Genomic DNA, 14528 nt, shown 5'->3' on the forward strand with positions numbered 1-14528 from the left:
CGAAAAATAAAGCACGCAATTTGATTAAAAAAAGCTTTATTAACATTAGTTGGTTAACCTTAAAAGGCTTATTTTTAATCTATGCTTGAGGTGGAAAAATTGGGTAAGTACTTTTCTTTGTAGCGAGACACTTTGTTGGTAATCTTCTGTGTTGTAATAAACAGACAAATCATTGGGCTCAGTAAACACGATATTGTTTGTTTTCATGAACTGCGATAATAAGCCTAGTAGATTTTTGCGACTAGTATCAAGTTTCTCCATACCTATACTTTTCGATAATGATTCAAATCGCGATAAATAATCAGCTGAAATTGTTTTTTTATGAATGAGCGCGTGGTATAGAAGTGAATAAAAATAGTCTTCTGTAGCGGGTTTATAAAATCCAGCTTGATCTAGCACTTTAGCGTTTAGTAGTGCTTGTGACCAGTGTTGGTCCATATACTTATCGTCAATACAACGAAAATCAAAATCAACCATCTCACCCTGAATTAATACTTGATTAACCACACGACTATTATGGGGGTAAACTTCTTTGCTATTGGCAACTAACATTGCTTCGTTATAGTTAGCCACTAATAAATCTATGTCTAAATGCTCATCACAAACAATATTATCAAAAAAGCCTTCGAAATTGCGTAAAACCACATAATTTATCGTTTCATTCAGCACTTTAAAAAATTCTGAAAAATCCCGCCAACCATTGTGCCCGACCAAATTTTCTTCAACTGATAATGGAACTGTAGAAGAGAGTGATTGAACAAAGTCTTGATAATTAACTCCAAAAAAAAGCGCTAAATTATGGCTGGTTTCAGCAACTGTGTTAGTGGCATGAATTTTGTGTCCTTCACCTGTCCATTGTCGATATAACGTTTTTTTATCAAACAAATTCTTGTTAACACGAACTACACCATCATTAGTTTGTCTGTCCTCATATACGGGGTGTGAGTCTTCTACAACTAACAAAACGAACTCACCAGCACCGCAATGCTTCATTTTTCCCTTTGCGTAACGACTCTTAATGGCATAAAACCGAGAAAAATTTTTATAGGCTGTTTTTTCACTCCATTCAATATAATGTTTAGCACGGATTGAAAACTCACTCTCAATATCATTAATTATTTTAGTTTCCATGTTGCGCGCGTGCTGCCAAATAATAATGACATGCAACTCACCTTTAATACCCTCAATCTTAACCACGAAACTTAACTCCTAAGCAAGTGCTCGCTAAATAAAACGAGACTAAATTTTTAATAATTAATGAAATTGTTGTCGAAATTGCAGCGCCAATTAATCCAAATAAATACGTTAAAATACAACTCAACATTACACCTAAGATACCGGTACAAACGACAATATTCTTATACTGCTTCTCATGACCACACATCATCAACACAGCGGCGCTTGGTCCCGTAACTAAGAGAATAAAATACCCAAAAGAGATAATAATTAATGCGGTTTTACCCATTAAATAATCATTACCGAAAAACAGCAACATATCATCCCCAAAGTTTAGGATTATTGCAAAGTACACAGTGGCGAATAGTAGTGAATATTTTATCAATAACTTATAAGTGTCTATGCATTTACCAAGTTGTTTGTTTTCATACCAAATAGAGAACTTACGTGAAAAAACGTTATTGATTATGATTAACAGCACACTAAAAGGTAAGACTAATCTGAGCAACACACTATATATACCCACATCGGCATTACTGGAAAATACACCAAGAGTTAATGTATCGATAAAAGCAAAAATATAGTTTGATAATGCAATAAAATAAAAACTGTAGGGAATAGCTAAGGGTTGATGTTCATTTTTTATGTTAGGTGTATGAGTATATTTTTCAAATTGATTTTTGACTATTATTAATGAAATAAGGTAGACAATAATCACGCTGATACTCACAGCATAAAACACACTGATTTCGCCAAAAAAAGGAAACAAAACAGATAAAGCGATTAGATTTAAGGCAGGAAATAAAACATTAGGTAAGCACACTGATAAATTTAGGCAATTATAACCTTTAAGGGTTTCTGAGTAGATGAAAACCATGTTATAGAAATACAAAGTAGATGAGACAATCAGTAGGCCATAATTGTTTGCACCATCAAAAAATACCTCAGCAATATGATTAGCGATTGAAAACGTAGTGATAATCACTAGTATGGATAATAGTAATATTTTTTTTGATACATATCCTTGTAATTTTTTTAGCGCAATCAGATTGCGCTCGCTGATCAAAATTGATGTGGTTTTTAAGATTAAAGTATCAAAGCCTAGTCTGGAAACGACCATTAAAAAACTCATCATTGTCATGGTTAAGTAATAAACACCTAATGAATTTGCATCAAGCATTTTTGCAAGAATAAGGACATAGATTACCGATAAACCCATGCCAATTATTCTTAAAAAACCATAAGAGAAGATTTGCTTCCAGAAATTATTCAAGCGTACACCTTTATGTTAGCGGTTAGAGCAACACATTGTGAATTTTTAGCCTGAATATGCTGTGAGCAAAGTAAAGCTGATATAACTAGACAAAACTGTATTGTTGACACCAATGTATCTCTTGTATTTTAACGTAACTAGCGAAAGCTGAGCGAACCCGCAACTCAATGTTAAGTAAACTCAAGCTAATAGCTTTGAATAAAGCGTCTTAGTATTGGTTAATATTTAATTCGGGTAAACTGACCTAGCCGGAGCGGATATATTATTATACTTTTTAGGCTTAGGTAAATAATGAAACTATGCCTACACTTTTGATGATAATCAACATCAATATGGATCAATTTCCATGAGAAGTCGATTTGATCAAAGTGATTTTACCCAATACCTGTATTATACTATATTCGTTTATACTCAACTTTCTGCATTTTTTATTTGTAATAAAACTGTCATATAAGTGTCATATACTGCCGCCGATAAATAAACTAATTGTGTATATTGTGATTTTACAGTCCTTAGCAACGTTTACCTTCGTTAAGTAAATGGGCTATTATCTGCTTTGATTAACTTACAATGAAAAAATAACTGGAAACCATTATGGCCAGAAACTCAATTTTAGGTGTATTTGCAAAATCACCTATTAAACCTTTAGAAAAACATATCCAAATAGTTGTGAAGTGTAGTAATCAACTAATTCCCTTTTTTAATGCTTGTAGTGAGCAAGACTGGAGCAAAGCGGCAAAGGTACGTCGCAAACTATCAAAACTTGAGCAAGATGCTGATGCATTGAAGCGACAATTGCGCTTAGAGCTACCTGGCGGATTATTTATGCCAGTTGATAGAGCAGATTTACTCGAGTTATTAACTCAGCAAGACAAGATTGCCAACAAGGCGAAAGACATTTCTGGTCGAATTATTGGCCGAAAATTAGAGATTCCTCTGAGTTTGCAAGAACAATTCAATGCGTATTTGGCGCGCTGTGTTGAAGCGACTGAAAAAGCCGCAGAAGCGATTAACGAATTAGATGACTTGTTAGAAACTGGTTTTCGTGGTCGTGAAGTTGAATTAGTTGAGAAAATGATAAATCAACTTGATGAAATCGAAAATGATACTGACACCATGCAAATAAACTTACGCAAAGATTTACTAGCGCTGGAAAACGGGCTAAACCCTGTTGATGTCATGTTCTTATATCAAATTATTGATTGGGTTGGTGATTTAGCCGATCTTGCTGAACGTGTTGGCGCTCGTTTAGAAATTCTTTTAGCTAGAAAATAAGGTAATACTGATGGAAATTTTACTCAACTCAGGTACTACCTTAGTTATCATCGCTGCCGTTGTCGGTTTGTTTATGGCTTGGGGTATTGGTGCAAATGATGTGGCTAATGCTATGGGCACGTCTGTTGGCTCTAAAGCGTTGACCATTAAACAGGCCATTATTATTGCGATGGTTTTTGAATTTGCCGGTGCTTACTTAGCTGGTGGTGAGGTTACTTCTACCATTCGTAAAGGTATTATTGATGCCAGCTTTTTTATCGACACTCCTGAACTACTTGTCTTTGGCATGATCTCTGCCTTGTTTGCTGCAGCTACTTGGTTGCTTATTGCATCTGCTTTAGGTTGGCCTGTTTCTACCACTCACTCTATTGTTGGGGCTATCGTTGGTTTTGCTGCAATGGGGGTTAGTGTTGATGCCGTGACTTGGTCTAAAGTGGGTGGCATTGTGGGTAGTTGGATTATCACACCCCTTATATCAGGTGTTATAGCCTTTATTATTTTTAATAGCGCGCAAAAACTGATTTTTGACACTGAGAAGCCACTACAACAAGCAAAGCGTTGGGTACCATTTTATATGTTTCTAGCGGGTTTTGTACTTGCGCTTGTAACCATTAAAAAAGGCTTAAAGCATCTTAATCTTCATATTGGTACTGCTGATGGATATATCTATGCAATAGCAACAGCTATTATTGTTGCTATCATAGGTAAAGTTTTTATAAACCGTATTAAGTTCGACGAAACAGCGGCAATGAAAACTCACTATGCAAATGTTGAAAAGGTTTTTGCCATTTTGATGATAGTGACTGCATGTGCTATGGCCTTTGCCCATGGCTCAAACGATGTAGCTAATGCCATTGGTCCACTTGCTGCGGTTGTGAGTATTGTTGATAATGGTGGTCAAATTGCAGCTAAATCATCTATCGCTTGGTGGATTTTACCTTTGGGCGGCTTAGGGATTGTTGCTGGTCTTGCTATTTTTGGGCATAAGGTTATTGCAACTATTGGTACGGGTATTACGCATTTAACGCCAAGTCGTGGTTTTGCAGCAGAATTAGCCGCTGCTTGTACTGTGGTTATTTCATCTGGGGCAGGCCTACCCATCTCAACCACACAAACTTTAGTGGGTGCGGTGTTAGGTGTAGGTATGGCTCGAGGTATAGCAGCAATTAACTTAGGTGTAGTACGTAATATTGTGGTTTCTTGGGTAATTACTTTACCTGTAGGTGCTGGCTTGTCTATTTTATTCTTCTGGTTTATGAAAGCTATATTTGTATAATGCTAGAGAATACCCAGAAATTACCTTTTTGAAACAATTAAAAAAGCCGCAACACTGTTGCGGCTTTTTTTGTTTCTAAACGCTAATAACGATGAGCAAATATTTTAACTACGTGCAGTAACTTCAAGTAAATGATAGCCAAACTGAGTTTGTACTGGGCCTTGAACTTCATTTAATGGTGCTGAAAATACCACTTTATCAAACTCAGGTACCATCTGACCTGGGCCAAAAGTACCTAAGTCACCACCTTGCGCTTTAGAAGGACAATTTGAGTGTGCTTGCGCAACCTCTGCGAAGTCTTTTCCGCCTTCTATTTCAGCTTTTAATGCTAAACATTGTTCTTCAGTATCAACCAATAAATGGCGGGCTGCCGCTTGAGACATAATTATTCCTATGTATAAATTGAAAAAGAATAACCATAGCGTATCTGAGCAACAAATAAAAGTTAGGCTGATAGTTTTAGCAGGAAAAATTAAGCAATGGGTAAAGAAACAGCTACCTTAGCGGTTAGCTTTGTCAGTGCAGGGGAGTTGAAGCGAGCCTTTGTTAGAAAAGTATTAACAGATGTTAGTTTTTGCTATTACAGTTACGGTCAGTTAGTTGTTCGCGGGCTGTTGAATGGGTGTTTTGCGATGCCAGTTCGTCATCAGTTAATGCTTTAACTTTATCTGTTAAATCAGAAAAGAATGCGATGAATTGTTGCAGCTTTTCATTGAACACGATAGCCATTTCAAAAAAATTATGTGCTTTATGAGCGGTTTGGTTAGATGTAATCACAAATTCATTATTACGTTGCTGAGAAAAAAGTGGCTGTACTATTAACATGTTAGCTGTAGAAGATTGGTAATAAACAGCATTCACCTTAATTTCGCTACTTTTAGCGCAACTAGACCATGAGAAAATTGTTATTGAAATGATTAATAATAGTGATATTAGCAGTCTCATTTTAACTCTCCTTTTAATAATCTAGCTGAAAATAAAATATTGACATTCTACTTTGTAAAACATTATAAATTTATCTAAACGTAAAAGCTAGTTTAATGAGATGGTTTGTATTCTTGATACGATAAAGTGCAAGATAAGCATAATGTAAAAGCCAACAAATCAAGTGTTGGCTTTTACATTGTTGGCTTACTATAAGGGGAACTTAAGGCTATTTTTGACTCGCCTTTTTGTCTAATCGGAATTGATGTAGTAGTGGCTCGGTATAACCACTTGGTTGTTTAGTGCCGCAAAATACCAGTGCACAAGCAGCTTTAAAAGCAATGTTATTGGTAAAATCATCGCTCATCGGCTGATAACTTGGATCGTCAGCATTTTGAGCATCAACAATTTTTGCCATTTTCTCTAAACTTGCCTGTACCTGTTCTTTGCTGCAAATACCATGATGTAGCCAGTTTGCAATATGTTGACTAGATATACGTAACGTTGCTCTATCTTCCATAAGGCCGACATCATTAATGTCAGGTACTTTTGAACAGCCAATTCCTTGATCTATCCAACGGACCACATAACCTAAAATACCTTGAGCATTATTATCTAGCTCTTCAGTTATTTCATCGTTATTCCAGTTGGTGTCTTCGGCTAATGGAATCGTTAATATGTCATCTAAACTAGCACTTTTACGTTGCATCAATTCTTGTTGGAGGGTAAATACGTTTACACGATGATAATGTAATGCGTGTAAGGTTGCTGCTGTGGGTGAAGGAACCCAAGCCGTATTTGCTCCAGCTTCCACATGATTGATTTTGGTGGCGATCATATTGGCCATTTGATCAGGTATTGGCCACATGCCTTTACCTATTTGTGCTTTTTGACTAAAACCACAGGCCAAACCTACATCAACGTTGTTGTTTTCATAGGCGCCAATCCACGGCGTTAGTTTAATATCTGCTTTACGTGCCATTGGCCCAGCAGCCATTGAGGTATGAATTTCATCACCTGTGCGATCTAAAAAGCCGGTATTGATAAATACCACACGTGCTTTAGCTGCAAAAATACAGTTTTTTAAGTTAACACTGGTGCGTCTTTCTTCGTCCATAATACCCATTTTGATAGTATTACGCGGTAGTGACAGCGCATCTTCAACTCGTGCAAACAAGGTGTCGGCAAACTTAACTTCATCAGGCCCATGCATTTTAGGTTTTACAATATAGATAGAGCCTTCATTGCTGTTATTTAATTCACTGTTGCCCTTGATATCATGCAAAGCAATAAGTGAGGTGATCATTGCATCTAAAATACCTTCAGGTATTTCCCTTCCTCGGCTATCAATTATGGCGTTGTTAGTCATTAAATGCCCTACATTTCGCACAAACATTAAACTGCGACCTTTAAGCGTGACATTCTCGCCAGTAAGAGATTGATAGTTTCTATCAGAATTCATGGTTCGAGTGAATGTTCGACCGCCTTTTTGAATGTCTTCAGTCAAATTACCTTGCATTAACCCTAACCAGTTACGATATGCTATGACTTTATCTTCACCATCCACCGCAGCAACTGAATCTTCACAATCCATAATGGTTGTTAAGGCCGATTCCAGTATTACATCGCTAAGCGTAGATGGATCAGCTTTACCTATTTCACTATTGGCATCAAACACTAATTCTAGGTGTAAACCATTATGTTTAAACACTAAGGTGTTAGGTTGATTGATACTGCCAGTAAAACCAATAAATGCGCTGCTATCTTCTAAGGAACTTTGCTCACCATTTTTTAGACTTACCATCAGTGATTGCTCGTTTAAATGATAAGCAACAACCTCGTGATGACTGCCTTTAGTTAATGGAATTGCTTGATCTAGATAGGTTTTAGCAAAGTCGATTACTTTAGCACCACGTACAGGGTTATAAGCGGCAGTTTTTTCTGCGCCATTATCTGTGCTAATTACATCGGTACCATAGAGAGCATCATATAAACTACCCCAACGTGCATTTACTGCATTTAAAGCAAAGCGGGCATTCATAATAGGGACAACGAGTTGAGGACCGGCAATGCTAGCTAGCTCTGCATCGACATTTTCAGTGCTAATTGTGAAGTCATCAACTACGGGGGCTAAATACCCAATATCAGTCAAAAACTGTTTATAGTTAGAAAAATCAAAATTCTCTGCTTGGTTTTGTTGATGCCAGCTATCAATTTTAGCTTGTAAACTGTCACGAGTTGCAAGTAAGTCGGCGTTTTCATCAGATAAATCGTTGATAATATCGGCGAAACTTTGCCAAAAATGCGAAGAGATAACACCAGATCTTGGTAGTGCTTCTTGCTCGATGAAATCAAATAAATCTTGGTTTATTGTTAAGCCTGCTAATTGTACTGTTTGAGTCATGTTTTCCTCGCTTACTTTGCTTGCACTTTTTTGCTCTTGGAAAGCAAAATGAAAGCTTTATTAGTTAGTGACATTTCATTATTGATCTATCCTATTGCTAATTACTGATACTAGCAACATCAGGAGTATTATAACTACTATTGATTTGGTGAATGATAAAGTTTATTTGTAGTGTTTTTGTTAATATCCTGCTTGGGTTGCTAGGATGAAAAAAGAAAGGTAATCACATTGATATGAAACACCTCCCGTGTTGCTGAGTGCTTGTCCAAATAGCAACGGGAGGTTTGAATGGGTTGTTGTACGGTTCAAGCGATAATTAGTTGCCACCTGAATTTTCGATTACAAGGGTGATTCAAAATTACATGTTAAGTGTACGTTAACCGTGAACGTCTAATTGCACTTGTTTAGCTGCTTCAATCACCAACTGCCTAAACCAAACATGACTGGCATCATGATGCAATAACGGGCTCCAGATCATCTTTAATTCCATATCCGGGATCTCAAAGGGCGGTTTAACAATAATATAATTGGCATCATCTTTATGCAACATCGCTGCTTTAGTTGGCAGAGTGGCAATGAGATTGTCTTCAAATGCAAGCTGCATAGCCACATGGTAATTACGGGTGAATACTTTTATATCACGTTTTTTGCCTAACCTTGATAGTGCTTCATCAACCCAACCCAGTTTCTGTACATCATTTGGGTTCATGCCAACGCCAACCCCGAATCCCGTTTTTGATACCCAAACGTGTTTAGCTGCTAAGTAAGAGTTTAAATTAAACTTAGTGACAACGGGATTATCTGCGCTTAACAGGCAAGAAAAAGAATCGCGCCAAACGGATTTTTGATGAAAAGATTGAGGCAACTCATCAAAACGGTTTATTGCCATATCTATTTTTCCGGCTTCTACATCATGAAATGTTACGTCGCTGGGAGTCATAATATCAATAGTTACGTTCGGTGCGGTCTTGTTAAGGAGCTGTAATAGTTTTGGTAATAACGTTGAGGCAGCATAGTCACTGGCCATTAAGCGAAATACCCGGGTGCTATTTTGTTCGTTGAACTCTTCTTCACCTTGTAAGGTTTCTTCTAACTGAAGTAATATTTTCCTTATGGCAGGAGCGAGTGCTCTTGCTCGCTCTGTCGGAGACATACCATCAGAAGTACGAACCAGTATCGGATCATTAAATAGGGTGCGTAATCTTTTTAAACCATTACTCATTGCTGGTTGGGTAATATTAAGTTGACCAGCAGCTCGGGTTACATTCTTTTCTCTTAGTAACACATCTAAATAAATGAGTAGGTTCAAATCAATTTTAGAAATATTCATAACTTTAATGGCTCTCGGTAAAAACATAATTGAAATAGATATAAGCCAATTTTTTATATTATTCAATGTTTTTCAAAAATTATTTGCTAAGCAATTTAATAGGTATTAAGCGTCTATGTTTTTAACTAACTGTATTTTATAAAATAATAAATAAAACCTCAGGTAATTGGTTTGTGTATTTTCTGTGTGAATGGCCGTAATAATAATTATATATTTCATTAATGTTGGTTTGTTGACTATTATTTTTGTTGTCCGGTGTGACAGCTTACTGATTGAGTTACACCATCATAATTAATTACAACAGCAAGATTAATGTTAAATAAGACCATTGGAGAATATTATGTCTAATTATCAAAGTGCAATAGAAGCGGTTCAAGCGATTAAAGCAAAAGCAGGTAGCTCTTGGGATCCAATTAACCCTGAATCTATCGCACGTATGAGAACTCAAAATAGATTTAAAACAGGTTTAGAGATCGCTCAATATACAGCAGACATTATGCGCAGCGATATGGCAGCATTTGATGAAGATAAGACTAAATATACTCAATCGCTTGGTTGCTGGCATGGTTTTGTTGGTCAACAAAAAATGATTTCTATTAAGAAACATTTTGATGGCAAGACAGATCGTCGTTATTTATACCTTTCTGGTTGGATGGTCGCGGCACTTCGCTCTGAATTTGGTCCACTGCCTGATCAGTCAATGCATGAAAAAACATCGGTTGCTTCTTTAGTAGCAGAGCTTTACACCTTCTTACGCCAAGCCGATGCACGTGAGTTAGGCGGTCTTTTCCGTGAGTTAGATGCAGCAAGAGCCGCTGATGATTCTGCAAAAGCTGCTGATATTCAATACCAAATTGATAATCACGTAACGCATGTTGTGCCAATTGTTGCTGATATTGATGCAGGTTTTGGTAATGCTGAAGCCACTTACCTAATGGCTAAGCAAATGATTGAAGCTGGTGCTTGTGCCCTTCAAATTGAAAACCAAGTAGCGGATGAGAAACAATGTGGCCATCAAGACGGTAAAGTTACCGTTCCACATGCTGATTTCCATGCAAAAATTCGTGCACTACGCCATGCATTCTTAGAGCTAGGCATTGATAATGGTATCATTGTTGCTCGTACTGATTCTGAAGGTGCTGGTTTAACCAAAGAAATTGCTGTTGTTAAAGAGCCAGGTGATTCTGGTGATATCTATAACTCTTATTTAGATGTTGAAGAAATCGACGTAGCTGACATGGGTGAAGGCGATGTATGTTTCAACCGTGATGGAAAATTAGTTCGTCCTAAACGCTTACCTTCTGGTTTATATCAATTCCGCCAAGGTACAGGTCATGAACGTTGTGTATTTGATTGTATCGGCGCGCTTAATGCTGGTGCAGATTTACTTTGGATTGAAACTGCAATCCCTACTGTCCATGAAATTGCGGGTATGATGAATGACGTTCGTAAAGTGCACCCAGATGCGAAACTTGTGTATAACAACTCACCATCTTTCAACTGGACGTTAAATTTCCGTCAACAAGCGTTTGACGCTATGGTTGAAGCAGGTAAAGATGTATCGGCATATAACCGTGATAACTTAATGAGCGCAGAGTACGACGAAACTGAATTGTCTGCAATCGCTGATGAGCGTACTCGTACGTTCCAAGCAGATACAGCACGAGAAGCTAACGTATTCCATCACTTAATCACACTTCCTACTTACCACACTACTGCGTTGTCTGTAGATAACTTAGCTAAAGAGTACTTTGGTGAGCAAGGTATGCTTGGTTACGTTAAAAACGTGCAACGTGAAGAAATTCGCCAAGGTATCGCCTGTGTTAAACACCAAAACATGTCAGGCTCTGATATGGGTGATGACCACAAAGAATACTTTGCTGGTGAGAATGCACTAAAAGCAGGCGGCGCGAAAAACACGTCTAACCAGTTCAATTAATGGCTAACGCCATAAGCGAAAACTAATAAGTGTTTCTTTAGTTTGTAAGCACTTAGATGTAAAAGGGCTAGCGTATGTAAATATGCTAGCCTTTTTGTTTGCTTTGAGCGGACTAATTTAGGCTACGTTTGACCAGTAATACCGCGGTTTCATGATGAGCATGGACAAAGGCCTTAATGTTAAGCATAGATAATGTCTTTTTCTCTTCAAGAGTATTCACTTTTACAATCAAATTAGCTTGAGGATAATGAGCTAAAACAGCTTCACAAATTATTTGTTTATTCTTTACTGTATTGACGGTCACAATAATACTTTGTGATTGATCTACTCGCAAAGACTCTAAAACGGGTGTTTTATCTAAGTGACCAAAATACGCGTTATAACCTCTTTTTCTGGCCAGCAACACATGCTGTAAGTTGTCAGAGATAATTAAGAAATCGACCTCTTTTTTAGCGAGTTCTTTAGCAACAATACGCCCTAAAACAGCAAAACCACAAACAATGGTGTGATTGCTAATGTTCACGGGGGATATTTTATCCGACTCAAAGAACTCAACAACGAACAATGACGCAATTTTATATATGTTGTTAATCATAAATGGGGTTAACAGCATCGATAACACCGTGGTCAAAATTAAAATATTTCCTAATTCATGGTGTAAAATATTTTGGTTTAATGCTAACGCAAAAATAGCAAAGGAAAACTCCCCTATTTGACAAAGTGCAATGCCTGACTTTATCGCATCGCTTTTATTGGTGTTTCGTCTGATTATAAAATAAATGATACCAGCCTTAACAACCATAACCAGTAAAATAATACCAAGGACTAATAACACGTTATTTGCAAAGTAAAGCACATCAATTTTGGTGCCAATGGAAAAGAAAAAGGCGCCTAAAAGTAAATCTTTATACGAGGCGATATCAGACTCTACTTTTATATGGAAGTTGGTTTCAGCGATGATCATACCGGCAATGAATGCGCCAAGTGAATAGGTAAACCCCATTTCATGGGCAAGTAATGATGCCCCAATTACAATAGTAAATACTGAACTGAGAAATAACTCTTCCATTTTGGCATTAGCAGAGAAGTTAAGTAACCAGCCAATGATTTTTTTACCTAGGGTAAACATGAAGACAATAATTGCCGTTGCATAAAGAAATGTTTTCAATAAAATGTCAGTCATCGACATATCATTATTAGCTAAGAAACTCATTAAAAGTAAAATAGGGATAACCGCTAAGTCTTGAAAAACCAAAATCGCCACAGACCTTTCACCGTATGGTGTGACAATGTCTTTAGATTTTTTTAAATAAGGTAAAACAATAGCTGTGGAAGACAAACTAAATGAAAGTGAAATAATTAAAGATGAAATAAGATCAAGTGAAAACAGGTAGAAAGCCGCTGAAAATATTAATAATGAACTACAAGCTACTTGCAAAAAGCCATTTAAAAATATGAGGTGTTTCATCTTGTCGAGTTTAGCAAAAGACATTTCTAAGCCTATAGTAAACATTAGAAAGACTATGCCAAACTCACCAATGAGTTCCAGGGAGTGTAAGTCTTCGCTACCATTAAAATCAAACACAGTACTAATAATTGTACCAGTAATAATGTAACCAATAATATGAGAAACTGAAAACTTAGTTAGCACTATATTTAAGACACTTGCTAGTGCTAATGAGAGCGTAATGATGACCAGTATAGATTCCATGAAATCTCCTTTATCAAGCCATGAATTTAATTGACCCCATCACCGTTGTGAATCATACGGTAATGTGACTAAGTATTAGGCTGATGATATTAGAATAGATAGTCATTTATTTTGCATATATCATACCAATACATACACACAGAGGATGGAAATTAAATCAATAATATCAATATATTAAGTTTTAGTGATGAGTTTGATTTTTCATCAAGGTACTTAATGCATTAAATGTTGGCAGAATACATTTAAGGTGCACCAAAAGAAGTCATTGTTATGCTGAAAGTATCTTTACTGGCGGCTATTGACGGCTTTATTTAGCAGGTAATGTGATGGGTAAACTAGGCAAGTATCTAAGGTTTTGTTCTTACAATCTAGCAACCAATCGCTTGGTTGCGATTGGTTGCTTAAAAGCTGAGCAGGTTATTTAAAAACTATAAATTAACGTCATGGATGTTTCAGTATTGGTATTTTCAGAGCCTGGTGCAACTTCTGTATCGTAATCAATACGCAGTGCAAATTTTAATTGTAAAGAATCAATTAATTTAGCGGTAACAGATGTTTCAGATTTATATGCACTATTATCGCCAGATTCAGTTGCTTGTCTCGCGATAAATGATTGTTTAAAAGCCACATTATCGTTGAACTTGTGTTTGTATAATGCTTGCGCTTGAATAATTAAGTTAGTGTTAGTTTCACCATCAAGCGCAACATCGCGCTTTACACCTGGACCAATATCGGCAAAGAATGATGAAGTTTTGCTTTCAAACCAATGACGGCCCCAACCAGCAGAAAAAGAGCTTTGCGACTCATAGCCACTAAACTTATCTTGCTCATGAGCAAGGTTACCGTAAAGGTAGTTTTTTCCTTCTTCACCTATAGTGTAGTTGGTTTGCGCTGAGATATCCCATTTGTTAGCAGTACTTTCAAACGTTTTATTACCACTGTCATCTTGGGTTTCTAATTTTTTGGCTAGAATATTAAAGGCTACAACACTTCGCCATTTGTCTTTTTCATGGTTTAAGGTCAAACCGGCTTTTATGTCGGCACTTTTAGTGTCGCCGGTTTGGTATAAAAATCCTAATTCAGCCGACGCTGTTAATGCTGGTTTTTGATCTGCATCTGCTGCTGCTGAAGCAAACGAAGCGAGTGGTAATAAGCATAAAGCTGAAAGTGCTAATTTGTGAGTCATGAGTTTTCCTTTTCAATGTTATGTTAATTTAGAT

11 protein-coding genes are annotated in these 14528 nt (G+C 36.9%); 3 read left to right on the plus strand and 8 right to left on the minus strand.

Going from position 1 to position 14528, the window contains the following annotated elements:
• Positions 1-45 precede the first annotated feature (45 nt).
• A complete protein-coding gene (locus ABXG98_RS10025) occupies positions 46-1197 on the minus strand; it encodes a hypothetical protein (protein WP_353538533.1) in 1152 nt (383 codons plus the stop codon).
• Positions 1190-2449 (minus strand): oligosaccharide flippase family protein, encoded by a 1260-nt coding sequence (locus ABXG98_RS10030; RefSeq protein ID WP_353538534.1) that lies wholly within the window; start codon positions 2447-2449, stop codon positions 1190-1192. The genes ABXG98_RS10025 and ABXG98_RS10030 overlap by 8 nt, the downstream gene beginning before the upstream one ends.
• A 594-nt stretch (positions 2450-3043) precedes the next feature.
• On the opposite strand from ABXG98_RS10030, the gene ABXG98_RS10035 reads away from it, so the two are divergent.
• Together ABXG98_RS10035 and ABXG98_RS10040 are read left to right on the plus strand one after the other, a co-directional pair.
• Positions 3044-3724: a TIGR00153 family protein gene (locus ABXG98_RS10035; protein WP_353538535.1), complete on the plus strand. Its 681-nt coding sequence runs from the start codon at positions 3044-3046 to the stop codon at positions 3722-3724.
• 10 nt (positions 3725-3734) lie between these two features.
• Positions 3735-5000: an inorganic phosphate transporter gene (locus ABXG98_RS10040; protein ID WP_353538536.1), complete on the plus strand. Its 1266-nt coding sequence runs from the start codon at positions 3735-3737 to the stop codon at positions 4998-5000.
• A gap of 104 nt (positions 5001-5104) precedes the next feature.
• Here ABXG98_RS10040 and ABXG98_RS10045 read toward each other — a convergent pair whose 3' ends face one another.
• The 4 genes from ABXG98_RS10045 to ABXG98_RS10060 all read right to left on the minus strand — a co-directional run bounded on the left by ABXG98_RS10045 (position 5105) and on the right by ABXG98_RS10060 (position 9658).
• Positions 5105-5383, minus strand: a complete 279-nt coding sequence (locus ABXG98_RS10045) for a peptidylprolyl isomerase (RefSeq protein ID WP_353538537.1) — start codon at positions 5381-5383, stop codon at positions 5105-5107.
• Positions 5384-5567: 184 nt separating this feature from the next.
• Positions 5568-5945, minus strand: a complete 378-nt coding sequence (locus ABXG98_RS10050) for a hypothetical protein (protein WP_353538538.1) — start codon at positions 5943-5945, stop codon at positions 5568-5570.
• A 208-nt stretch (positions 5946-6153) separates the two neighbouring features.
• On the minus strand, positions 6154-8328 hold the full coding sequence (locus tag ABXG98_RS10055) for a malate synthase G (protein WP_353538539.1): 2175 nt from the start codon (positions 8326-8328) through the stop codon (positions 6154-6156).
• A 376-nt stretch (positions 8329-8704) separates the two neighbouring features.
• On the minus strand, positions 8705-9658 hold the full coding sequence (locus ABXG98_RS10060; RefSeq protein WP_353538540.1) for a LysR family transcriptional regulator: 954 nt from the start codon (positions 9656-9658) through the stop codon (positions 8705-8707).
• Positions 9659-9998: 340 nt separating this feature from the next.
• Here ABXG98_RS10060 and ABXG98_RS10065 point away from each other — a divergent pair, with 340 nt between their 5' ends.
• Positions 9999-11597 (plus strand): isocitrate lyase, encoded by a 1599-nt coding sequence (locus ABXG98_RS10065; protein ID WP_353538541.1) that lies wholly within the window; start codon positions 9999-10001, stop codon positions 11595-11597.
• 112 nt (positions 11598-11709) lie between these two features.
• On the opposite strand, the gene ABXG98_RS10070 is transcribed toward ABXG98_RS10065, so the two are convergent.
• Both ABXG98_RS10070 and ABXG98_RS10075 read right to left on the minus strand, forming a co-directional pair.
• Positions 11710-13308, minus strand: coding sequence for a cation:proton antiporter domain-containing protein (locus tag ABXG98_RS10070; protein ID WP_353538542.1), 1599 nt, complete (start codon positions 13306-13308; stop codon positions 11710-11712).
• Between the two features lie 421 nt (positions 13309-13729).
• Positions 13730-14494 carry a DUF481 domain-containing protein gene (locus tag ABXG98_RS10075; RefSeq protein ID WP_353538543.1) on the minus strand — a complete coding sequence of 255 codons (765 nt, stop codon included), beginning with the start codon at positions 14492-14494 and terminating at the stop codon, positions 13730-13732.
• Between the last annotated feature and the right edge of the window lie 34 nt (positions 14495-14528).

Source organism: Colwellia sp. KU-HH00111 (assembly GCF_040362745.1).
Lineage (GTDB): Bacteria > Pseudomonadota > Gammaproteobacteria > Enterobacterales > Alteromonadaceae > Colwellia.